Annotated in this window: 23 protein-coding genes; 19 read left to right on the forward strand and 4 right to left on the reverse strand. The window is 68.9% G+C overall.

The features are described 5' to 3' along the window. The 4 genes from ACRDPN_RS02880 to ACRDPN_RS02895 all read left to right on the forward strand — a co-directional run. Positions 1-212 (forward strand): aldehyde dehydrogenase family protein (locus ACRDPN_RS02880; protein WP_431445816.1); only part of this gene is annotated, 212 nt, incomplete at its 5' end. A gap of 4 nt (positions 213-216) precedes the next feature. Beyond that, the gene (locus tag ACRDPN_RS02885) at positions 217-1,422 is read left to right on the forward strand and encodes a saccharopine dehydrogenase family protein (protein WP_431445817.1); all 1,206 of its coding nucleotides are present in this window, start codon (positions 217-219) and stop codon (positions 1,420-1,422) included. A gap of 16 nt (positions 1,423-1,438) precedes the next feature. Beyond that, positions 1,439-2,158, forward strand: coding sequence for an enoyl-CoA hydratase (locus tag ACRDPN_RS02890; RefSeq protein WP_431445818.1), 720 nt, complete (start codon positions 1,439-1,441; stop codon positions 2,156-2,158). Positions 2,159-2,160: 2 nt separating this feature from the next. Continuing rightward, the gene (locus ACRDPN_RS02895) at positions 2,161-2,616 is read left to right on the forward strand and encodes an AMP-binding protein (RefSeq protein ID WP_431445819.1); all 456 of its coding nucleotides are present in this window, start codon (positions 2,161-2,163) and stop codon (positions 2,614-2,616) included. Between the two features lie 36 nt (positions 2,617-2,652). Here ACRDPN_RS02895 and ACRDPN_RS02900 read toward each other — a convergent pair whose 3' ends face one another. Both ACRDPN_RS02900 and ACRDPN_RS02905 read right to left on the reverse strand, forming a co-directional pair. Continuing rightward, positions 2,653-3,303: a response regulator gene (locus ACRDPN_RS02900; RefSeq protein ID WP_431445820.1), complete on the reverse strand. Its 651-nt coding sequence runs from the start codon at positions 3,301-3,303 to the stop codon at positions 2,653-2,655. Then, entirely contained in the window at positions 3,300-4,454 is a 1,155-nt protein-coding gene (locus ACRDPN_RS02905; protein ID WP_431445821.1) for a sensor histidine kinase, read from the reverse strand. Before ACRDPN_RS02905 ends, ACRDPN_RS02900 begins: the two co-directional genes overlap by 4 nt. 129 nt (positions 4,455-4,583) lie before the next feature. Between ACRDPN_RS02905 and ACRDPN_RS02910 the strand changes: the two genes are divergently transcribed. From ACRDPN_RS02910 to ACRDPN_RS02945, 8 genes are read left to right on the forward strand one after another with little or no spacing between them, the layout of a single operon-like run. Then, positions 4,584-5,492 carry an ABC transporter ATP-binding protein gene (locus ACRDPN_RS02910; RefSeq protein ID WP_431445822.1) on the forward strand — a complete coding sequence of 303 codons (909 nt, stop codon included), beginning with the start codon at positions 4,584-4,586 and terminating at the stop codon, positions 5,490-5,492. After that, positions 5,489-6,280: an ABC transporter permease gene (locus tag ACRDPN_RS02915; protein ID WP_431445823.1), complete on the forward strand. Its 792-nt coding sequence runs from the start codon at positions 5,489-5,491 to the stop codon at positions 6,278-6,280. The genes ACRDPN_RS02910 and ACRDPN_RS02915 overlap by 4 nt, the downstream gene beginning before the upstream one ends. 24 nt (positions 6,281-6,304) lie before the next feature. Then, a complete protein-coding gene (gene dxr, locus ACRDPN_RS02920) occupies positions 6,305-7,525 on the forward strand; it encodes a 1-deoxy-D-xylulose-5-phosphate reductoisomerase (RefSeq protein WP_431445824.1) in 1,221 nt (406 codons plus the stop codon). Continuing rightward, on the forward strand, positions 7,522-8,820 hold the full coding sequence (locus ACRDPN_RS02925) for a M50 family metallopeptidase (RefSeq protein ID WP_431445825.1): 1,299 nt from the start codon (positions 7,522-7,524) through the stop codon (positions 8,818-8,820). The genes dxr and ACRDPN_RS02925 overlap by 4 nt, the downstream gene beginning before the upstream one ends. Beyond that, complete coding sequence (ispG, locus tag ACRDPN_RS02930) at positions 8,817-9,971, forward strand: flavodoxin-dependent (E)-4-hydroxy-3-methylbut-2-enyl-diphosphate synthase (protein WP_431445826.1); 1,155 nt, start codon at positions 8,817-8,819, stop codon at positions 9,969-9,971. The genes ACRDPN_RS02925 and ispG overlap by 4 nt, the downstream gene beginning before the upstream one ends. Before the next feature lie 42 nt (positions 9,972-10,013). Then, entirely contained in the window at positions 10,014-10,853 is an 840-nt protein-coding gene (locus ACRDPN_RS02935) for a GNAT family N-acetyltransferase (RefSeq protein ID WP_431445827.1), read from the forward strand. A gap of 22 nt (positions 10,854-10,875) precedes the next feature. Next, on the forward strand, positions 10,876-11,256 hold the full coding sequence (locus ACRDPN_RS02940; protein WP_431445828.1) for a DoxX family protein: 381 nt from the start codon (positions 10,876-10,878) through the stop codon (positions 11,254-11,256). Positions 11,257-11,290: 34 nt separating this feature from the next. Continuing rightward, positions 11,291-13,042, forward strand: a complete 1,752-nt coding sequence (locus ACRDPN_RS02945) for a proline--tRNA ligase (protein WP_431445829.1) — start codon at positions 11,291-11,293, stop codon at positions 13,040-13,042. A gap of 12 nt (positions 13,043-13,054) precedes the next feature. Here the strand turns inward: ACRDPN_RS02945 and ACRDPN_RS02950 are convergent, their stop codons facing one another. Together ACRDPN_RS02950 and ACRDPN_RS02955 are read right to left on the reverse strand one after the other, a co-directional pair. Further along, positions 13,055-13,456 (reverse strand): DUF4439 domain-containing protein, encoded by a 402-nt coding sequence (locus ACRDPN_RS02950; RefSeq protein ID WP_431445830.1) that lies wholly within the window; start codon positions 13,454-13,456, stop codon positions 13,055-13,057. Beyond that, positions 13,453-13,941, reverse strand: coding sequence for a hypothetical protein (locus ACRDPN_RS02955; protein WP_431445831.1), 489 nt, complete (start codon positions 13,939-13,941; stop codon positions 13,453-13,455). Before ACRDPN_RS02955 ends, ACRDPN_RS02950 begins: the two co-directional genes overlap by 4 nt. Positions 13,942-14,037: 96 nt before the next feature. Between ACRDPN_RS02955 and rimP the strand changes: the two genes are divergently transcribed. The 7 genes from rimP (at position 14,038) to ACRDPN_RS02990 (ending at position 21,400) form a co-directional block, all read left to right on the forward strand. Beyond that, positions 14,038-14,553, forward strand: a complete 516-nt coding sequence (gene rimP / locus ACRDPN_RS02960; protein ID WP_431445832.1) for a ribosome maturation factor RimP — start codon at positions 14,038-14,040, stop codon at positions 14,551-14,553. Between the two features lies 1 nt (position 14,554). Continuing rightward, positions 14,555-15,607 carry a transcription termination factor NusA gene (nusA, locus tag ACRDPN_RS02965; protein WP_431445833.1) on the forward strand — a complete coding sequence of 351 codons (1,053 nt, stop codon included), beginning with the start codon at positions 14,555-14,557 and terminating at the stop codon, positions 15,605-15,607. 11 nt (positions 15,608-15,618) lie between these two features. After that, positions 15,619-15,879, forward strand: a complete 261-nt coding sequence (locus tag ACRDPN_RS02970; RefSeq protein WP_431445834.1) for a YlxR family protein — start codon at positions 15,619-15,621, stop codon at positions 15,877-15,879. Between the two features lie 145 nt (positions 15,880-16,024). Then, a complete protein-coding gene (infB, locus tag ACRDPN_RS02975; RefSeq protein ID WP_431445835.1) occupies positions 16,025-18,757 on the forward strand; it encodes a translation initiation factor IF-2 in 2,733 nt (910 codons plus the stop codon). Between the two features lie 61 nt (positions 18,758-18,818). Then, complete coding sequence (gene rbfA / locus ACRDPN_RS02980) at positions 18,819-19,259, forward strand: 30S ribosome-binding factor RbfA (RefSeq protein ID WP_431445836.1); 441 nt, start codon at positions 18,819-18,821, stop codon at positions 19,257-19,259. Further along, a complete protein-coding gene (gene truB, locus ACRDPN_RS02985) occupies positions 19,256-20,149 on the forward strand; it encodes a tRNA pseudouridine(55) synthase TruB (protein WP_431445837.1) in 894 nt (297 codons plus the stop codon). Before rbfA ends, truB begins: the two co-directional genes overlap by 4 nt. A gap of 9 nt (positions 20,150-20,158) precedes the next feature. Next, a complete protein-coding gene (locus ACRDPN_RS02990; RefSeq protein WP_431445838.1) occupies positions 20,159-21,400 on the forward strand; it encodes a phospholipase D-like domain-containing protein in 1,242 nt (413 codons plus the stop codon). Positions 21,401-21,478: the final 78 nt, after the last annotated feature.

The raw sequence follows: 21,478 nt of genomic DNA on the forward strand, positions 1-21,478 counted from the left end.
CGTCGTCGGTGTGGACCAAGGACCACGGCCGCGCGATGCGCATGGCCAGGCGGCTCGACTTCGGCTGTGTGTGGATCAACACCCACATCCCCCTCGTCGCCGAGATGCCGCACGGCGGGTTCAAGCATTCCGGATTCGGCAAGGACCTGTCGATGTACAGCCTCGAGGACTACACGCGCGTCAAGCATGTGATGACTAACCTGGAGGCGTAGGCCGTTGCGCATCCTGCTGGTCGGCGCCGGCGGCGTCGGGTCCGCGTTCTGCTCGATCGCCACTCGCCGCGACTTCTTCGAGGCGGTCGTGGTGGCCGACTGCGCCCGCGAGAGCGCACAGCGAGCCGTCGCCGAGGTGGACGATGCTCGCTTCTCGGCCGCGCAGGTCGACGCCTCGGACGCAGGTTCGGTGGAGCGTCTGGCCCGTGAGTCGGGCGCGACGCACGTCATGAACGCGGTCGACCCGCGTTTCGTGATGCCGATCTTCGAGGGTGCGCTGGCGGCGGGCGCCGACTACCTCGACATGGCGATGAGCCTGTCCAAGCCGCACCCGGAGCACCCGTACGAGGAGTGTGGCGTCAAGCTCGGCGACGAGCAGTTCGCCGCTACGGACGCCTGGGAGTCGGCCGGCCGGCTCGCCCTCGTCGGCATCGGGGTCGAGCCGGGTCTCTCCGACGTGTTCGCTCGCTACGCCGCCGACCACCTGTTCTCGTCCATCGACGAGCTCGGCACCCGTGACGGCGCCAACCTGACCGTCGACGGTTACGAGTTCGCACCGTCGTTCTCCATCTGGACGACGATCGAGGAGTGCCTCAACCCGCCGGTCATATGGCAGGACGAGCGTTGGTTCACCACGCCGCCGTTCAGCGAGCCGGAGGTCTTCGACTTCCCGGAGGGCATCGGACCGGTCGAGTGCGTGAACGTCGAGCACGAGGAGGTGCTCCTGATGCCGCGCTGGGTCGAGGCCAAGCGGGCGACGTTCAAGTACGGGTTGGGCGACGAGTTCATCGGAGTGCTCAAGACCTTGCAGAAGCTAGGGCTCGACTCGACCGAGAAGGTTCGCATCGGAGGCGTCGAGGTGAGCCCGCGCGACGTCGTCGCCGCGTGCCTGCCCAACCCGGCGACGCTGGGCGACAAGATGCACGGCAAGACCTGCGCCGGGCTGTGGGTCACCGGCACCGGCCAGGACGGCGAGCCGCGCTCCACGTACCTCTACCACGTCGTCGACAACGACTGGTCGATGAAGGAGTACGGCCACCAGTGCGTCGTGTGGCAGACGGCGATCAACCCCGTCGCCGCGCTCGAGCTGCTGGCGAACGGCACGTGGTCCGGCGCCGGCGTGCTCGGTCCGGAGGCGTTCGACGCCGTCCCGTTCCTCGAGCTGCTGACCGACTACGGATCTCCCTGGGGACAGATGGAAGTCGCCTGACCGGTAGGTTGTGCGCGTGTTGGGAGTCACTCGGGACGGCGACGTCGTGGTGCTGGAGCTGCAGCGCGAGGAGCGTCGCAACGCTCTCAACATCGAGCTGTGCCGAGCCATCCACGCGGCCGTCGATGACGCGATCGACGGCGGCGCGCGGGCGATCGTCGTCACCGGTCAAGGATCGGTGTTCTGCTCCGGCGCCGACCTCGGCGGAGTGTACGGACCGGAATTCCTCGAGGCGCTGTACGGAATGCTCCACCACCTCGCGCACGTCCCGGTGCCGATCGTCGCCGCCGTCAACGGACCCGCGATCGGTGCCGGCACGCAGCTGGCGATCGCCTGCGACCTGCGGGTGGCCGACGAGACCGCGCGGTTCGCCGTCCCGACGGCCAAGAACGGGATGGCCGTGGATGCCTGGACGATCCGCACGCTGGCCCAGCTCGCCGGCACCGGGCCCGCGCGGCGACTCATGCTCGTCGCCGAGACCCTCGACCGTGACGAGGCCGTGCGCTGCGGCCTGGCCGACCGGGCCGGAAGCCTCGACGACGCGATGGCCTGGGCGCACAAGATCGCCACCCTCGCACCGCTCGCACTGGCTCACAACAAACTGATCCTGAATGGCTCGCCCAAGGACGACGCTGCCATCGACGCATCGTTCGAGGCGGTGTGGGCCAGCGAGGACGTCCGCGAGGCGGCCAAGGCACGCGAGGAGAAGCGACCACCGGTGTTCGAGGGTCGTTGAGCGTGTCGTCGCTCGGCTTCGACCTGCTCGATCGCCATGTCGTCGACGGCCGCGGCGACGGCATCGCCTGCGCGGACGCCACCGGAACGCTCACCTTCGCGCGCCTGCTCGAGCGCTCCGCGGCGCTGGCCGGCGGCCTGGGTGCCGTCGGCGTGCGGGCTGGCGACGAGGTCGACCTCGACGTGTCTCGCGGCAATCTCCAGGTCGTCATCGTCTGCGCCTGCATTCGCCTCGGTGCCGTGCCGAGCGACGCAGGAGAGGTTCGGATCGCCGACGAGGAGGACGGTGTCGTCATCCACATGGGCGGCGACGACGTCGACCTGTCGCTCCTCCAGAAGGTCGGCGCATCCGACCCCGCGCCGTCCCTGCCGTCCGACCCACCGGGCTATCGCGCGGCCGTCCGTGAGTCGTTCGCACCGATCGTCGACGTCCTGCTCGCGGGGACGACCATCGCCTGAGCAACGTGCGCCACTCGAGGGCGCGGTAACTCGGGCTCAGAGAAGGCCGGCGTCGTGCATGCAGATGGCGACCTGGACGCGGTTGGTGGCGTCGAGCTTCAGGAACAGGTGCGAGATGTGGGCCTTGACCGTGGCGATGCTCAGGTGGAGCTGCTGGGCGATCTCGGCGTTGGAGCTTCCGCGCCCCACCGCCAGCGCGACGTCGCGCTCGCGGTCGGTGAGGGAGTCGACGAGTGCGAGCGCCGCAGCGGAGCGGTCGTCCGGGGCGTTGTCGGTGACTTGACGGATCAGCCGCGTCGTGATGGTCGGCGACAGCATCGGCTCGCCGGCCACGACCTTGCCGATGGCCGCGACTATCTCCTCCGGCGCGGTGTCCTTCAGCAGGAAGCCGTTCGCTCCCGCCGCCAGCGCTCGCACGACGTACTCGTCGGCGTCGAACGTGGTCAGGACGATGACCTTGGGGTGGTCGGCGAGCGCCGTGATGGCCGACGTCGCGGCGATGCCGTCCATGACCGGCATGCGCAGGTCCATGAGCACGACGTCGATGTCATCACCGCGCGCCTTCTCGACGGCCTCGGCGCCGTTCGCCGCCTCAGCCACCACCTCGAGCCCGGGCGCTCCGCCGAGGATGAGTGCCAGCCCGGCCCGGACCAGGGCGTCGTCGTCGGTGATGAGGACGCGCGTCATGCCGGCCACGGTAGCCAGGCGGTCAACGTGAACTCGCCCTCGGACGTCACCTCGTGTCGCAGGTGGCCGCCGGCGAGCGCCGTCCTCTCCGTGAGACCCACCAGACCCAGGCCGGACTCCGGCAGGACGGGGGGAGCACCCACCCGCAGTGGATTCCGAACCTCGACGTTCAGCCCCTCGCCCGGCCGGCCCCGCACGTCGACGGTGACCAGCGTGTCGGGAGCGTGCTTGCGGGCATTCGTGAGTGCCTCCTGGACGATGCGGTACGCGTCGCGACCGATGCCCTCAGGCACGTCCGCGACGGGCCGTCCCCGTGTCATCACGACATTCATGCCCGTCGCCCGAGCCTCCTCGATCAGTCCGGGCAGATCCTCGGCAGACGGTTGCGGACGCTCGGGGTCGGCGTCGCCGGGATCCTCACGCAGCACGCCGAGCACCTGACGCAGCTCGGCCAGCGCCTGGTGCGAGCTGTCCTGGATGATGTCGGCGGTCTCGCGGACCTGCTCGGGCGTGAGGTCCGTGCGGTAGGACAGAGCCCCGGCGTGCATCGTGACCAGAGAGATGCGGTGCGCGAGGACGTCGTGCATCTCCCGTGCGATCCGACTCCGTTCCGCGGTGCGTGCCTGCGCGACGCGCGCCGCCTGCTCGGACTCAGCCGTCTCGGCGCGTTCGCGCAAGGTGGCGAGCAGCTCGCGTCGTGACCCGATGTACATGCCCCAGCCGACGGCGACGGCGATGGCGGCGACCACGATCGTCAGGGTGAGCAGCAACGGGTCCTCAGTCGCCGGGTTGATCGAGTACAGCACCACGGCGGAGGCGAGCGAGACCAGCGCGACGGGGATGATCTCGCGCCACCGGCGGCGGGTGGCGACCGAGACCGTCGCCAGGACGGCCGGCCCCGAGGCGCTGCCGGACACGGCGCCGATGACATTCGTGAACAGCGCCACCCCGACTGGGTGACGACGACGCTGAGTCACGGCTGCGAAGCACAGCAGGCCGATCGCCAGGTCGATGGCGAACCATCGACGATCGTTCTCCCACTGCCACACGGCCAGCTCGAACCAGCCGCCCGCGGAGATGGCGACCATCACCACGAAGCGCCACACGTGGCTCCACGTGGTCAGCCGGGGCTGGTAGTCGATGGCCTGCACGGTTCAAGGCTAGGGTCCGGGAGTCGCCGCCACTACGGCCTCCGGTCGACGACACCTCATACTTTTGACTGACGATCTTTGTACCGCCGACCGATGTACGCGTGACCCCGGGTCGGCAAGGCTGTACCCATGATCACTGTCGAACACCTCTCCAAGACGTACGGCGACGTCCGTGCCGTCGACGACATCACCTTCTCCTGTCGGCCCGGGGCCGTCACCGGATTCCTGGGGCCCAACGGTGCGGGCAAGTCCACGACGATGCGCGTCATCGCCGGACTCACACCTGCGACCGCAGGCTCCACGGCTGTGGCCGGTGTCAGATACCACGACATCCCCAACCCGGGCACCCAGGTCGGCGTGCTCCTCGACGCGTCCGCGCAGCACGTGGGCCGCACGGGACGCGAGATCCTCGCCCTCGGCGCCACGACGATGGGGCTGCCCATGTCCCGCGTCGAGGAGATGCTCGAGCTGGTCAGCCTGACGCCGAGCGAGGCCAAACGTCGAGTGGGCGACTACTCGCTCGGCATGCGGCAACGGCTCGGCATCGCCCACGCGCTGCTCGGCGACCCGAAGATCCTGATTCTGGACGAGCCCGCCAACGGCCTCGACCCGGCCGGGATCCACTGGATGCGCAGCCTCCTGCGCACCTACGCCGACCGCGGTGGCACGATCCTGCTCTCCTCCCACCTGCTGCACGAGGTGCAGATCATCGCCGACGAGATCATCGTCATCGGCAACGGACGCATCGTCGCCCAGGGCACGAAGGCCGAGCTGTTGCAGTCGGCCGACACCTTCGTCCAGGCGGCCGACGCATCGGCGCTGGCCAACGCGCTGACGTCGGCGGGCATCGCTTCCACGCCGTCACGCGACGGTCTGACCACCGAGGCGTCACCGGAGCAGGTCGGCAAGGCAGCCGCGGCTGCCGGTGTCGCACTCATCGAGCTGCGGCCCGCCGACGGCGCGGGTCTCGAGGAGATGTTCCTCCAGCTCACGACCCAGAGCCAGCGCGACGTCATCACCGAAGGAGACCAGGCATGAGCACGACCATGACGACGATCGACACGGGCCGCCACGGCGTTCCCCTGCCCCGCTTGATCAAGGTGGAGATCCGCAAGTCGTTCGACACCCGGGCCGGACGCTGGTTCAGCGCATCGATCCTGATCATCTGCGCCCTCGCCCTCGCACTCTTCGCGATCTTCGCCGAGCCCGGTTTCTACGACTACCAGGAGATGGCCAGCATCGCCGGCGGCATCCTGGGCTTCTTCCTGCCGATCATCCTGATCATGCTGGTCACGGCCGAATGGGGCCAACGCACGGGTCTGGTGACGTTCACGCTCGAGCCGCGACGCTCGCGCGTCGTCGTCGCGAAGCTTGCGGCGGGAACGCTGATCTCACTCGCGGTGCTCGCTCTCGCATTCGGCATCGCCACGCTCGCGACCGCGTTCGCCGGTGTGATCCGAGACGGCGACGTGTCGTGGTCCATGGATTCCAACGTGATCCTGAACTTCGTTCTCGCCAACATCTTCGGAGTGCTCGTCGGCTTCGCCATCGCGATGCTGCTGATGAACACCGCGGCCGCGATCGTCGTCTACATCCTGTACTCGTTGGTTCTGCCGACCGTCCTCGGGATCCTGAGCGCCGTCATCGACGGATTCGCGGACATCGTTCCGTGGGTCGACTTCAACACCGCCCAGGAGCCGTTGTTCACGGGTGACTTCAAGCTGGACGGCCAGGAATGGGCTCAGCTCGCCGTGACAGGTCTGATCTGGCTGGTCATTCCGCTCACGCTCGGCATCTGGCGACTGCTACGGGCCGAGGTGAAGTAGAACCCGATGGGGGAGAATGGCGGCATGCGAAAGCGCGTCGCCATTCTCGGCTCCACGGGCTCGATCGGCACCCAGGCCCTCGAGGTCGTCGCCGCGAACCCGGAACGGTTCGAGATCGTCGCGGTCGCAGCCGGCGGCAACGACCCGGCGCTGCTCGCCCGCCAGGCGCTCGAGCATGAGGTCTCACTCGTGGGGGTCGCCAAGGCGAGCGCAGCACAGGACGTGCAGCTCGCGCTCTACGCCGAGGCGAAGCGTCGGAGCTTCTCCGAGGGCGACCACCGCGTACCCCGTCTGGTGGCCGGTCCACACGCCGCCATCGAGGCTGCTCGCACCCCCTGCGACGTCGTTCTCAATGGCCTGACCGGGTCGGTCGGGCTGGAGCCCACGCTCGCGGCTCTCGACACCGGTGCCACCCTCGCCCTCGCGAACAAGGAGTCCCTCATCGTGGGTGGCGAGCTCGTCACCGGTGCGGCCAAGCCCGGCCAGATCGTCCCGGTCGACAGTGAGCACTCCGCGCTCGCTCAGGCGCTGCGGGGCGAGAGCATCGATGACGTGCGTCGCCTGATCGTCACCGCCAGCGGTGGTCCCTTCCGCGGCCGCACCAGGGCGGAGCTCGCGGACGTCACCCCCGACGAGGCGATGGCCCATCCCACCTGGGACATGGGCCCGGTCATCACCATCAACTCGGCGACCCTTGTGAACAAGGGTCTCGAGGTCATCGAAGCGCACCTGCTCTTCGGCATCGGGTTCGAGCGCATCGACGTGGTGGTGCATCCGTCCTCGGTCGTGCACTCGATGGTCGAGTTCGTCGACGGGTCCACCATGGTGCAGGCGTCGCCGCCGGACATGAAGCTGCCGATCGCGCTAGGTCTCGCCTGGCCCGAGCGAGTGCCGGACGTGGCCAGCCCTTGTGACTGGACTCATGCCACGACCTGGGAGTTCGCGCCGCTCGACGAGACGGCCTTCCCCGCTGTGCGCCTGGCCCGTCAGGCCGGCGAGTTCGGACGCACGGCGCCGGCGGTGCTCAACGCCGCCAACGAGGTCTGTGTCGACGCGTTCGTGGCCGGGGATTTGGACTTCCTTGGCATCGTGGACACGGTGGGCGCGGTGCTCGAGGAGCATGTCGCGGGCGCCGACGTCACCCATGCCGATCTGACGCTCGCTAGCGTGCTCGAGGCCGACGTCCGGGCACGTGAGCGGGCCCGAGCCCTGGTGGAGTCCAGGGTGGGCGGGAGAGAGCAATGAACGCACTGATCTACACGCTTGGCGTGGTGCTGTTCATCCTCGGCGTCATCATCTCCATCGCCCTGCACGAGGTCGGGCACATGTACCCGGCCAAGAAGTTCGGCATCAAGGTCACGCAGTACTTCGTGGGTTTCGGCAACACCCTCTGGTCGACCAAGCGCGGCGAGACCGAGTACGGCATCAAGTGGATCCCGCTCGGCGGCTACGTGAAGCTCGTCGGCATGCTGCCGCCGGCCAAGACCGACGACCCGCACAAGGTCCGCGCCACCAATACCGGTCTGTTCACGCAGCTCGTCGCCGACGCTCGCCACGCCGAGTACGAACACGTCACCGACGCCGACCAGGACCGCCTGTTCTACCGCAAGCCGTGGTGGCAGAAGCTGATCGTGATGTCCGGCGGCCCGATCGTCAACGTGCTCATCTCGGTGGTGCTGTTCTCGATCGTCATCATGGGATTCGGCATCCAGGAGCCCACCACCAGGGTCAACGCCGTGTCCGACTGCGCGATCAGCGATGCCGAGGCCGGCCGAGCCTGCACCAACGACGACCCCGTCACCCCCGCGCGACTGGCCGGACTGCAGCCTGGCGACGAGTTCGTGTCCTTCAACGGCACCGCGATCACGTCGTGGGAGCAGCTCACCAAGCTGATCCGGGGCAACGGCGAACGTGAGGCCACCATCGTCGTCGAGCGCGACGGACGCGAGGTCTCCAGGCAGATCACCACGTCCGTCATCGCCCGCGCCTCCCTTGACGATCCGGAACGCACCGTGAACGTCGGCTTCCTCGGCGTCGAGCCGGTGCGCGACTACGTGCGCCACGGTCCCGGCACGGTGGCCAGCGTCATGGGCGACTACACGACGGCCACCGCCGACGTGATCCTCCACCTTCCGCAGCGCATGGTCGCCGTCACCCAGGCCGCCTTCGGCGCCGAGCGTGAGGCGGACGGCCCGATCAGCGTCGTCGGCGCGAGCCGGGTGGCCGGCGAGCTCGTCACCTTCGACGAGCCGACCTGGGGCGAGAGGGCGTCGCGACTGCTGGTGCTGCTGGCCTCCCTGAACCTGTTCCTCGCCCTGTTCAACTTCATCCCGCTGCTGCCGCTCGACGGCGGTCACATCGCCGGCGCCCTCTGGGAGGCCGTCCGGCGGGGCTGGGCCAAGATGCGCGGCTCGCCAGACCCGGGCTACGTCGACGTCGCCCGCATGCTCCCCGTCGCCTACGGCGTGGGCGCGCTCCTGCTGGTCATGAGCGTGATCCTGATCTACGCCGACATCGTCAACCCCGTGAGGCTCTCATGACTGACCTGACCAACCTCGGACTACCCGCCATGCCTCCGCCGGTGCTCGCGCCGCGGCGGCAGTCCCGCAAGATCAAGGTGGGCACGGTCGACGTCGGCGGCGACGCGCCGGTTTCGGTGCAGTCCATGACCACCACCCTCACCAGCGACGTCGACTCCACGCTGCAGCAGATCGCCGAGCTCACGGCCGCCGGCTGCGACATCGTCCGCGTCGCCTGCCCCAGCACCGATGACGCCGACGCGCTGCCGCAGATCGCCCAGCACTCGCAGATCCCGGTCATCGCCGACATCCACTTCCAGCCGAAGTACGTCTTCGCCGCGATCGACGCCGGCTGCGCCGCCGTGCGCGTCAACCCGGGCAACATCCGCAAGTTCGACGACCAGGTCGGCGACATCGCGAAGGCCGCCGCCGACGCCGGAGTCTCGCTGCGCATCGGCGTCAACGCCGGGTCGCTCGACAAGCGGCTGCTCGAGAAGTATGGCAAGGCGACGCCGGAGGCTCTCGTCGAGTCGGCCGTGTGGGAGGCGTCGCTCTTCGAGGAGCACGACTTCCACGACTTCAAGATCTCGGTCAAGCACAACGACCCGGTCATCATGGTGCAGGCCTACGAGATGCTCGCCGAGCGCGGCGACTGGCCGCTGCACCTCGGGGTCACCGAGGCCGGGCCCGCCTTCCAGGGCACGATCAAGAGCTCGGTGGCGTTCGGCCACCTGTTGGCGAAAGGCATCGGCGACACCATCCGGGTCTCGCTGTCCGCACCTCCGGTCGAGGAGGTCAAGGTCGGTCTGCAGATCCTGCAGTCCCTCAACCTGCGCGAACGCAAGCTGGAGATTGTCTCGTGTCCGTCGTGCGGACGGGCGCAGGTCGATGTCTACACGCTGGCCGACGAGGTCACGGCCGGGCTGGAGGGCATGGAGGTCCCGCTGCGCGTCGCCGTCATGGGATGCGTCGTCAACGGCCCGGGGGAGGCCCGCGAAGCCGACCTCGGTGTGGCGAGCGGCAACGGCAAGGGACAGATCTTCGTCAAGGGCGAGGTCATCAAGACCGTCCCCGAGAGCAAGATCGTCGAGACCCTCATCGAGGAGGCCATGCGGATCGCCGAGAGCATGGATCCGGTCGAAGGTTCCAATGCGGAGGTCAGCGTCAGCTGACGGGTCTACTCTGTCCCCAATCCAAGCCGCGGGGAGGTGACCGTGCTCAGCACGACGAACGTCCGCGCCCTCACCGCTCCGGACATCCCGGCGCTGCGTGACCTGCTCGATCGCGACCCGCTCGTCAACCTGTTCGTCCGTCATCGACTGGACCTCACCGGTCTGCAGGAGCGCCTGATGGGCGGACGGATCTGGGGATACTACGAGGAGGACGAGCTCGTCGCCGCCTGTCACGCAGGAGCCAACGTCGTCCCGGTCGAGGCCACACCGCCCGCCATCGAGGCGTTCGCCGATCGTGTACTGGCCGGAGGGATACGGCCGTCGTCGCTCGTCGGCCTGCGGTCGGCGGTGATGCCGCTGTGGGAGCGGGTCGAGTCGGCCTGGGGGCCGGCGCGCTCGGTCCGCCCGTTCCAGCCCTTCCTCGTGCTCGACCAGGATCCGATCGTGGAGCCCGACCCCCGCGTGCGACGAGTGGCGATCGACGAGTTCAACACGCTCTACCCGTCGTGTGTCGCGATGTTCACCGAGGAGGTGGGTGTCGACCCCGAGGTCGGCGGCGCGAGCGGCTACCGCGCACGAGTGGCGCAGCTCATCTCGCAGGGCTGGGCGTTCGCGATCATCGAGGACGGCGAGGTGCTGTTCAAGACCGAGGTGGGCGCCGCGACGCCCGACGGCTGCCAGCTGCAGGGCGTCTGGGTGCGGCCGGACCGGCGCGGCGAGGACATCTCCGTCCGTGCGCTGGCGGCCGTCGTGGAGCAGGTGCGGGCGACGGTCGCGCCTGTCGTCACGCTGTATGTGAACGATCACAACCGGTCGGCTCGGCGCGCGTACGAGCGGGTCGGGTTCGTCGAGACCGAGATGTTCTCCTCGATCCTGCTCTGAGCTTGGCCGCTAGCATCGCCTCATGAGCAGCGGCATCAGGAATCTCGTCGGCATACTCGCGGTGAGCGGTGTGCTGCACTTCGTGATCCCGAAGCCCTACACGGCCATCGTGCCCAAGCCGCTGCCGTACAAGCGTGAGCTCGTCTACGTCTCCGGCGTCGCCGAGATCGGCTGCGCGGCCCTGTTGACGCGGCCCGGCACGCGCCGCCTCGGGGGGCTCCTCTCCTTCGGCCTGCTGCTCGCGGTGTTCCCCGCCAACGTGCAGATGGCCTTGGACGGCTGGCGGAGCAGCAAGGCCCCCGCCTGGTACAAGATCGGCCTCCTGCTCCGGCTGCCGCTGCAGATCCCGCCCTTGCGGTGGGCTGCCAGCGCTGCGCGCGGGGATGCCCCTGTACTGCCGTAAGTCATGACGGCTACCGCTGGATAGGGTTTCGGCCATGCGTATGTCCCGGCTCTTCCTGCGAACCCTGCGAGACGATCCGGCCGACGCCGAGGTCCCGAGCCACCGCCTGCTCGTCCGGGCCGGGTATGTGCGCCGCGTGGCGCCCGGCATCTACTCCTGGCTGCCGCTCGGACTCAAGGTGCTCTGTCGCGTCGAGCAGATCGTCCGTGAGGAGATGGACGCGATCGGCTCGCAGGAGGTGCGGTTCCCGGCCCTCCTGCCGCGGGAGCCCTACGAGACCACCGGGCGCTGGGACGACTACGGCCCCAACCTGTTCCGTCTCCATGACCGCAGGGGCGGCGACTACCTGCTCGGACCGACCCATGAGGAGTTCTTCACGCTGCTCGTCAAGGACCTGTTTTCCTCGTACAAGGACCTGCCGCTAAACCTCTACCAGATCCAGACGAAGTACCGCGACGAGGCGCGGCCTCGGGCCGGCATCCTGCGCGGACGTGAGTTCGTCATGAAGGACTCCTACTCGTTCGACGTCGACGACGCGGGTCTCGAAGCGGCCTACCAGGCGCACCGCGAGGCGTACGTTCGTATCTTCGACCGGCTCGGCTTCGACTACGTCATCGTGCAGGCCACGTCGGGTGCGATGGGTGGCTCGGCCAGCGAGGAGTTCCTCGCGGTGGCCGAGACCGGGGAGGACGCCTTCGTCCGCTCGCCCGGCGGTTATGCGGCGAACGTCGAGGCCGTCACGACCGTCGCACCCGACCCGCTGCCGTACGACGACGTGCCGGCCGCCCACGCGGAGCAGACCCCCGAGACGCCGACCATCGAGACCCTGGTGAATCACCTGAACGTGGCGTTCCCGCGGGGCGACCGCGCGTGGGAGGCGGCCGACACGCTCAAGAACGTCCTGGTCGTGCTGCGGCACCCGGACGGTACCCGCGAGCCGCTGGCGATCGGCGTCCCCGGTGACCGCGAGGTCGACACGAAACGGCTGGAGGCCCAGGTCGCGCCCGCCGAGGTCGAGGTGTTCACCGACGACGACTTCGAGGCGCATCCCGACCTGGCCAAGGGCTACATCGGGCCCGGCGCGCTGGGGGAGGGCGGCGCGAGCGGCATCCGGTTCCTGGTCGACCCCCGGGTGGTCACGGGCACGCGCTGGGTCACCGGTGCCGATGCCGACGGTTCACACGTGATCGACCTCGTCGCAGGCCGCGACTTCACGCCGGACGGCACGATCGAGGCGGCCGAGGTGCGAGCGGGTGACGAGGCGCCGGACGGATCCGGTCCGCTGGAGGTGGCGCGCGGCATCGAGATGGGCCACATCTTCCAGCTCGGCCGCAAGTACGCCGATGCACTCGGGCTCCAGGTGCTCGACGAGAACGGCAAGCTGGTCACCGTCACCATGGGCTCGTACGGCGTCGGCGTCTCCCGGGCGGTGGCCGCCGTGGTCGAGAACTCCTTCGACGACCTCGGCATCATCTGGCCGCGCGAGATCGCGCCCTACGACGTCCACCTCGTCGCCACCGGCAAGGACGAAGCTGTGTTCGAGACCGCGGATGCGCTCGTGGCCGAGCTGGAGTCGGTCGGTGTCGAGGTGCTGTACGACGACCGTCGCAAGGTGTCACCCGGGGTGAAGTTCAAGGACGCCGAGCTGCTCGGGATGCCCACGATCGTCGTGGTCGGCAGGGGGCTCGTCGACGGTGTCGTGGAGGTCCGGGATCGCGCGGCCGGCGAACGCACGGACGTCCCGCTGGCCGAGGCGGTTGAGCACCTCCGCAGCGTCTGCCGCTGACGGCGTCGGCGCTCAGTCGAGGCCCGGGAAGGCGATCGGATCGGCGCCCCAGTCGAGCGAGGCGAGGGCGGCGCGGCGCAACCCGGCCATGGCGAACCGTCCGATTCCTTCGTCGCCGGTGCCGAGCAGGGTCAGGCAGGCTGCGGCGACGCGATTCTCCACGTCGCGTGCGGCCGCGCGGGCCGTCCTGCGCGAGTCGAAGAGCTCGTCCCCGTACGTGAGCGCGGGCCCGACCGGTTGACCGCCGCCGTTGCGCACCACCGCGCGGAGGCGGTCCCGTGCCGCGCGATGAGCCTCGAACGACGTCAGTGCCGGCTCGGCGAGACTGTCCACCCGGGCACCGATCAGCCCGTACAGCCACACGGCCTCGTGCTCGAGCGCTAGCCACGCTTGAAGGTCCTCACGTGTACTCATGAGGCCTCGGCCATCTTGGTGGCGAGCTGGGACAGGCCTGCCGACATCGACGCCAGCACGCGAGCGACGTCGGGTGAGCCGGACGACACCGCGTCGTCCGCACGGGCCGCCGCGGAGTCGCCGGCGAGGCGCGAAAGTGCCACCGCCGCGTCCCGCCGGTTCGTCGGCACGTCGGTGGCCTCGGCCGACGACCTGCGACCACCCACGGCGACAAGCTGTTCGTCGGCCACCATGCGGAGCGGCTTCAGGTCGCGCCCGAGCCGTGGATGACGCGCGATGGTGGCGTCGATCGCCGCGATGAGCGTGCCCTGCGCCTCAGCCGCCCGCCGGAGGCGGCGGGTGTCGCCCGGATCGGGCTCGGGGTGCGGTTCCACGCCCACACGTTGGAGGGCGTCGTCGAGGACACCGCCCTCCCTCGCTGCGACGACGGCGACCGCGACCGTGGCCGCCGTCAGGCCGGTGCCCAGAAGCGTGCGGCGGCTCATCACAGGGGAAGGCTACGACAGCGAGCCCATGGGGACGTGCCCTAGGCTGGTCCCGACACTGTGCGTGGTGCCGACAACAGAAGAGGGAGGCCCGCCATGACGGACCGACTCGAGCAGCTGGCCGAGCGGTGCGTCACCGCCCTCGGCCTCGATCTCGAGGCAGTTGAGCTCTCCCGGTCCGGTTCGAACCGACTGTTGCGCATCGCCGTCGATGCCGATGGCGGTGTGCCCATCGACTCCATCACCCAGGCCACCCGCGAGCTGTCGAAGGCTCTCGATGCGTCCGACGTGATGGGTGAGCAGCCGTACACGCTCGAGGTCACCTCGCGCGGCGTCGACCGACCACTGACGATGCCGCGCCACTGGCGGCGCAACCTCGGCCGACTCGTCATCGCCGACCTCGCCGATGGTTCGCGTCTCAAGGGCCGTATCGCCGCCGTGAACGACGACGAGACATCCGATGGCTCCGTCGAGGTCACCGTCGACGGCCGGCAGCGACGGCTCGTGCTCTCGGATGTTGCGACCGCGCGCATCGAGCCTGAGCTCACTCGTCCCAAATCCCATGCGCCCAAGTCCGGTGCGCCCAGATCCCCCCACCGCAAGGACGCCTGACATGGACATCGACATGAACGCACTCCGTGCCCTCGAGCACGAGAAGGACATCTCCTTCGGCGTCGTCGTCGAGGCCATCGAGACCGCGTTGCTCTCGGCGTACCACAAGACTCCGGGTGCGCACGTGCAGGCGAGGGTCGAGCTGAACCGCAAGAGCGGCCACGTCACGGTGTGGGCCCGCGAGCGGCTCGAGGACGAGACCGACGACGGAGTCGAAGTCGAGACGCAGGACCCCGATGAGCAGCCGGCCCCACGATTCAGCGAGGAGTTCGACCACACCCCACAGGACTTCGGACGCTTCGCCGCCGCAATCGCACGCCAGCTCATCATGCAGCGCCTGCGCGACGCCGAGGACGAGCAGAAGTACGGCGAGTTCTCCGGCAAGGTCGGCGACATCGTGTCCGGCATCATCCAGCAGGGGAGTCGGCCCGGCGACGTCATGATCGACCTCGGCAAGGTCGAGGCGCTGCTCCCGGCCGCCGAGCGGGTCGCCGAGGAGAAGTACGCGCACGGCGAGCGCATCAAGGCATACGTGTACGAGGTCGAGAAGGGGATGCGCGGCCCGCGGGTCAAGGTCTCGCGCACCCATCCCAATCTGGTCCGGCTGCTCTTCGCGCTCGAGGCACCCGAGATCGCCGACGGCTCGGTCGAGATCGTCGCCATCGCCCGGGAGGCCGGTCACCGCAGCAAGATCGCGGTTCGTGCGACCGTGCCGGGTGTGAACGCCAAAGGCGCCTGCATCGGTCCGATGGGCCAACGCGTCCGCAACGTCATCCATGAGCTGCACGGCGAGAAGATCGACATCATCGACCACAGCGAGGATCCCGCCGAGTTCATCGCACACGCACTCTCGCCCTCGCAGGTCAAGGGCGTCACGCTGGTTGACACCACAGCTCGGGCGGCTCGGGTCGTCGTACCCGACTTTCAGCTGTCGTTGGCCATCGGCAAGGAGGGGCAGAACGCACGCCTCGCGGCCAAGCTCACCGGCTGGCGCATCGACATCCGGTCGGACACCGAACCGGGGGCGGGCGACGCGTCATCAGCGAAGGGGTAGACTTGCCCACGGTGTTGCGCACGTGCATCGGATGTCGATCACGTGCCGACAAGACCACTCTGGTGCGAATCGTCGCCGTTCGAACGTCAACGACCACGGTCATGACGCCGGACGAACGCGGATCGTTGCCGGGCCGGGGTGCGCACCTGCATCCCGATCCCCGGTGCCTGGAGCTGGCGCGACGTCGCCGGGCCTTCGGCCGGGCCCTCCGTGTGGAGGGACCGATCGACACGGACCTGCTCGACGCCATCGTCGGACCCGCGGCCCACTGAATGACCACGAGAAATGCACAGAACGCCCGTCCAACGACCGGAATCGGAGCACATGCTCATGAGCACCCGATGAACACCCTCCAATGAGCCTGCACGTCAACTAGTGGTCTGATCCTCCTCCGGGTCGGACCCCCGAAGGAGAAGAGTGGCTGTCAGAGTCCACGAGCTCGCCAAAGAGTTCGGAGTCCCCAGCAAGATCATCCTGTCCACCCTGCAGGACATGGGCGAGTACGTGAAGTCCGCCTCGTCCACTGTCGAGGCCCCCGTCGTGCGCCGCCTCAACGAGGAGCACGGCGACATCTTGCGCCAACAGGGTGAGAAGAAGGCGGCCAAGAAGGCGCCCGCCAAAAAAGCCGCAGAAACGGCGGCCGAACCGGTGGAGGCACCCGCGGCGGAGATTCCCGAGCCTCCCGTCCTCGAGACTGTCCCGGAGATCGTCCCTGAGGCGGTCCCCGAGGTCATGGCCGAGGAGCCCGAGGCACCGGCTGCGCCGGCTGCACCGGAGCCGCCAACCGACGAAACCGCAGAGCCGGCCGCGAAGGCGGCCCCTGGGCCTCGTCCCGGCCCGCGACCAGGTGGAGCCCGGCCTGGCAACAACCCGTTCTCGTCACGCCAGGGCATGCAGCAGGAGCGCGCGCCGCGCCCTCCCGCCGCCCGCGAGGGTGGCGCGCCCGCACGTCCGGGCATGCCGCGCCCCAACCCGGCGATGATGCCCAAGCAGTCCGGCCTGTCCGGCCGACCGGCTGCCCGTCAGGGCGGCCCCGGTGGTCGTCCCGGCGGACCCGGCGGACCCGGCGGACCCGGCGGATCCGGCGGTGGCCGTGGTGCCCCGACCGGTGATCGTCGTCCCGGCGGCGGTGGCGGTGGTGGCTTCGGCGGCCCCGGCGGCGGTCGTCCCGGTGGTGGCCCCGGCGGACGTCCCGGCGGACCCGGCCGTGGCGGTCGTGGTGGCACCCAGGGCGCCTTCGGCCGCGCCGGCGGACCAGTCCGTCGTGGGCGCAAGAGCAAGCGCGCCAAGCGTCAGGAATTCGACCAGATGCAGGCACCGGCCATCGGTGGCGTGCGTGTCCGCAAGGGCGACGGTGAGACGATCCGTCTCGCCCGTGGCGCCTCGCTGGGCGACTTCGCCGACAAGATCGGTGCCGACGCGGCCTCGCTGGTCGAGGTGCTGTTCCACCTCGGCGAGATGGTCACGGCCACGCAGTCGGTCAACGACGACGTCCTGCAGATCCTCGGTGAGGAGCTCAACTACGACGTCCAGGTGGTCTCGCCGGAGGAAGAGGACCGCGAGCTGCTCGATTCGTTCAACCTTGAGTTCGGCGAGGACGAAGGCGTCGAGAAGGACCTCGCGCCGCGTCCGCCGGTCGTCACCGTCATGGGCCACGTCGACCACGGCAAGACCAAGCTGCTCGACGCCCTGCGCGACAGCAACGTCGTCGACAAGGAGGCCGGTGGCATCACGCAGACCATCGGTGCCTATCAGGTGACCACCGACGTCGACGGCACGGAGCGACGCATCACCTTCATCGACACCCCGGGCCACGAGGCGTTCACCGCCATGCGTGCACGTGGTGCGCAGGCCACCGACATCGCGGTGCTGGTGGTCGCGGCCGACGACGGCGTCATGCCCCAGACGGTCGAGGCGCTCAACCATGCCAAGGCCGCCGGTGTGCCGATCGTGGTCGCCGTGAACAAGATCGACAAGCCCGACGCCGATCCGAGCAAGGCTCGTGGTCAGCTCACCGAGTACGGCCTGGTGCCGGAGGAGTACGGCGGCGAATCGATGTTCGTCGACGTCTCTGCCAAGGCCGGAACCGGTCTGGAGCAGCTGCTCGAGTCGATCGTCCTCACCGCGGACGCGTCGCTCGACCTGCGCGCCAACCCCGACCAGAACGCCGAGGGTCTCGCCATCGAGGCGCACCTCGACCGCGGTCGCGGTCCCGTTGCCACGGTGCTGGTCCGACGCGGTACGCTGCGCGTCGGCGACACGCTCGTGGCCGGATCGGCGTTCGGCCGCGTGCGCGCCATGCTCGACGAGCACGGCGACAATATCGAGAAGGCGACCCCGTCGCGTCCTGCCCTGGTGCTCGGCCTCACGGCCGTCCCCGGCGCCGGCGACAACTTCATGGTCGTCGACGACGATCGCACCGCGCGTCAGATCGCCGAGAAGCGTGAGGCTCGTGAGCGCAACGCCGCACTGGCCAAGCGCAGCGGCCGCCGCACGCTCGAGGACTTCATGTCGTCCCTCGAGAAGGGCGAGACCGACGAGCTGCTGCTGATCCTCAAGGGTGACGGCTCCGGTTCGGTGGAGGCTCTCGAGGACGCGCTCTCCCAGATCGATGTGGGCGAGGAGGTCAACCTGCGGGTCATCGACCGAGGGGTCGGTGCCATCACCGAGACCAACGTCGACCTCGCCGCTGCGTCGAACGCCGTCATCATCGGCTTCAACGTGCGGCCCCAGGGCAAGGCCACCGAACTCGCCGACCGCGAGGGCGTCGAGATCAAGTACTACTCGGTGATCTACCAGGCGATCGACGAGATCGAGGCCGCGCTCAAGGGCATGCTCAAGCCGGAATTCGAGGAGGTCCAGCTCGGTACTGCCGAGATCCGCGACATCTTCCGCTCCAGCAAGATCGGCAACATCGCCGGTTGCATGGTCACGAGCGGCACCATCAAGCGCAACGCCAAGGCACGACTGCTGCGCGACAGTGCGGTTGTCTCCGACAATCTCGACCTGGGCAGCCTGCGTCGCGAGAAGGACGACGTCTCCGAGGTTCGCGAAGGCTTCGAGTGCGGCATCGTGCTCAAGGGCTTCAACGACATCAAGACCGGCGACGTCATCGAGACCTTCGAGCTGCGCGAGAAGGCCCGCGCCTGACGGCGCGGGGAGTGAGCCGCCTTCGGCGGCGTGACCATGGCCGGGACGTGGGAAGGGAATCATGGCAGGTCAGCGAACTCAACAGCTCGCAGACCGGATCAAGGTGATCGTCGCCTCGATGCTGGAGCGACGCGTCAAGGACCCCCGGCTCGGGTTCATCACGCTCACCGACGTCCGGTTGAGCGGTGACAACCAGCACGCCTCCGTGTTCTACACCGTCATGGGCGGGCAGGAGGCGATCGACGACACAGCCGCGGCGTTGCGCAGTGCCAACGGCCTGCTCCGCTCCGAGGTCGGCAAGCAGCTCGGGTTGCGGCACACCCCGTCGCTGGAGTTCTACCTCGACGCGGTGCCCGAGACTGCGCGCGAGATCGAGGATCTGCTCGCGAAGGCGCGGGAGTCCGACGAGGCGGTGGCGGCCAGGGCAGCCGGCGCCGAGTACGCCGGCGACGCCGACCCGTACAAGAAGCACGACGAGGACGAGGACGACCCGACCGCGTGAGCGAAGAGGGTGCGGCGGGCCTCGTGATCGTCGACAAGCCGTCCGGCTGGACGTCCCACGACGTCGTCGCACGGATACGCCGGATCGCCGCCACACGCAAGGTCGGCCATGCCGGCACGCTCGACCCGATGGCCACCGGTGTGCTCGTGCTGGGCGTCGGCCGGGCCACCCGGCTGCTCGGGCACCTGCAGCTCACCGACAAGGAGTACCTCGCCACCATCCGGCTGGGCCAGTCGACGGTCACCGACGACGCAGAGGGGGACATCATCGGTTCCGCGTCCGCTGGTCATCTCGACGACGCGGCGATCGTGGCGGAAATGGCCCCGTTGACCGGGTCGATCGAGCAGGTGCCGTCGGCAGTCTCCGCGATCAAGGTCGATGGCAAGCGGTCCTACGCTCGCGTCCGTGCCGGCGAAGACGTCGACCTTCCAGCGCGGCCCGTCACAGTGGAGACGTTCGAGCTCGGCGAGGTGCGCCGACATGACGACGTGGTGGACGTCGACGTGCGCGTGGTCTGCTCGAGCGGAACGTATGTGCGAGCTCTTGCCCGAGATCTCGGTGCGGCGCTCGGAGTGGGCGGTCACCTGACGATGCTGCGTCGCACCCGGGTCGGTGGCTTCGGCGTCGACTCCGCGCACACGCTCGACGAGCTGGAGTCGAGGTTCGTCATGACGGACCTCGACACCGCCGCACGGGTGACCTTCCCGGTCCGCGACCTCGACGCGTCGCAGGCCGCCGACGTCCGCTCCGGACGTCCGATCCTCGGTATCGACCTCGGGACGGCGGATCCCGTGGCCGTGTTCGACCCGGACGGACACTTTCTTGCGCTCTACGAGCAGCGCGGTGACGACGCTCGCGCGATCGCCGTTTTCGCCGTCAGACCCCACTAGGGTCGATCCATGAGCCCGCGTCGTCCGTCCCCGCGCAGGCTGGTGTGGGCCGTCGTCCAGGGCTGGTTCGCGGCCGTGGTGGTCGTCATCGCGGCGCTCATGATCACGACGAGGATCCGCGTTCGCAACCGCGCCAACCGCGGCGACGGCTTCCCGAGGGTCCCGCCGGTCGCGGTGCCGGTCGGCGAGGCCACCACGATCACCACGTACACGTACGGCGACGACCTCTACGACGACATGCTGACCGCCATCGCCGGAGCGCAGGAGCGAATCCTGTTCGAGTCGTTCATTTTCAAGGGTGATGCGATGGGCCAGCGCTTCAAGCGCGCACTCGTCCGGGCGGCTGAGCGTGGCGTCGACGTCAGGATCGTCTATGACGGGTTCGCGAACCTCGTCGTGTCGCCCAGCTTCCTGAGGTTCCCGGCGCCGGTACAGGTGCTGCGGTACCCGCTCATCTCCGGCTGGTTCGTCTTCAACCCTCGCCGCTGGGGCCGCGATCACCGCAAGATCCTCGTCGTCGACGACACCGCCGCGTTCGTGGGCGGGTACAACGTCGGCTCGGAGTACGCCACCGAATGGCGTGACACCCACCTGAAAGTCGAGGGTGGTTCGGTCTGGGACCTCGACAACGCGTTCGTCGACTTCTGGAACCTGAACGCCCGCCGACTGCCGATGCTCAAGGACCGCGGATCGCCCAGCTGGGATCCGCGGGTTCGCGCCCACCGCAACCTGCCGCGTCAGCTGGTGTTCCCGGTGCGGGGCATGTACCTCGAGGCGATGGACCGGGCCACCGACCACATCTACCTGACGGCCGCCTACTTCATCCCCGACCGCGACATCCTGCAAGCCATCAAGGACGCTCGTGATCGCGGTGTCGACGTGCAGATCCTGGTGCCATGGGTGAGCAACCACGTGGTCGCCGACTGGTTGTCACGCGGGTTCTACGGGGAGATGCTGCGCCACGGCGTCCGGATCTTCCGCTACCGCGACGCCATGGTGCACGCCAAGACGGCGACCATCGACGGCCGCTGGTCGACCGTGGGCACGGCGAACATCGACCGACTCAGCCTCACCGGCAACTACGAGATCAACCTCGAGATTCACGACGACGACCTGACCAAGCACCTCGAGACGGTGTTCGCGAGCGACCTCGACAACGCGACCGAGCTGACCCTCGACGAGTGGGAGAGCCGTGACATCGTCGTGCGCGCCTGCGAGCTGCTCCTCGCTCCGTTGCGCCCGCTGCTCTGACGGACACCGAGCTGGCAGATGAGAACGCTCTCATCGCGATCTCACGTCCACTTCACCGCGCCCCGCGAGGTTTGTCTC

This window comes from Aeromicrobium sp., from assembly GCF_050700635.1.
Classification (GTDB): Bacteria; Actinomycetota; Actinomycetes; order Propionibacteriales; family Nocardioidaceae; genus Aeromicrobium.

Bases quoted from the DNA above. Each gene is read 5' to 3' on its own strand.
- ACRDPN_RS02900 (WP_431445820.1), bottom strand. From the start codon at position 3,303: ATGACGCGCGTCCTCATCACCGACGACGACGCCCTGGTCCGGGCCGGG.
- ACRDPN_RS02910 (WP_431445822.1), top strand. From the start codon at position 4,584: ATGATCACTGTCGAACACCTCTCCAAGACGTACGGCGACGTCCGTGCC.
- ACRDPN_RS02915 (WP_431445823.1), top strand. From the start codon at position 5,489: ATGAGCACGACCATGACGACGATCGACACGGGCCGCCACGGCGTTCCC.
- dxr (WP_431445824.1), top strand. From the start codon at position 6,305: ATGCGAAAGCGCGTCGCCATTCTCGGCTCCACGGGCTCGATCGGCACC.
- ACRDPN_RS02925 (WP_431445825.1), top strand. From the start codon at position 7,522: ATGAACGCACTGATCTACACGCTTGGCGTGGTGCTGTTCATCCTCGGC.
- ispG (WP_431445826.1), top strand. From the start codon at position 8,817: ATGACTGACCTGACCAACCTCGGACTACCCGCCATGCCTCCGCCGGTG.
- ACRDPN_RS02940 (WP_431445828.1), top strand. From the start codon at position 10,876: ATGAGCAGCGGCATCAGGAATCTCGTCGGCATACTCGCGGTGAGCGGT.
- ACRDPN_RS02945 (WP_431445829.1), top strand. From the start codon at position 11,291: ATGCGTATGTCCCGGCTCTTCCTGCGAACCCTGCGAGACGATCCGGCC.
- ACRDPN_RS02950 (WP_431445830.1), bottom strand. From the start codon at position 13,456: ATGAGTACACGTGAGGACCTTCAAGCGTGGCTAGCGCTCGAGCACGAG.
- ACRDPN_RS02955 (WP_431445831.1), bottom strand. From the start codon at position 13,941: ATGAGCCGCCGCACGCTTCTGGGCACCGGCCTGACGGCGGCCACGGTC.
- rimP (WP_431445832.1), top strand. From the start codon at position 14,038: ATGACGGACCGACTCGAGCAGCTGGCCGAGCGGTGCGTCACCGCCCTC.
- nusA (WP_431445833.1), top strand. From the start codon at position 14,555: ATGGACATCGACATGAACGCACTCCGTGCCCTCGAGCACGAGAAGGAC.
- rbfA (WP_431445836.1), top strand. From the start codon at position 18,819: ATGGCAGGTCAGCGAACTCAACAGCTCGCAGACCGGATCAAGGTGATC.
- ACRDPN_RS02990 (WP_431445838.1), top strand. From the start codon at position 20,159: ATGAGCCCGCGTCGTCCGTCCCCGCGCAGGCTGGTGTGGGCCGTCGTC.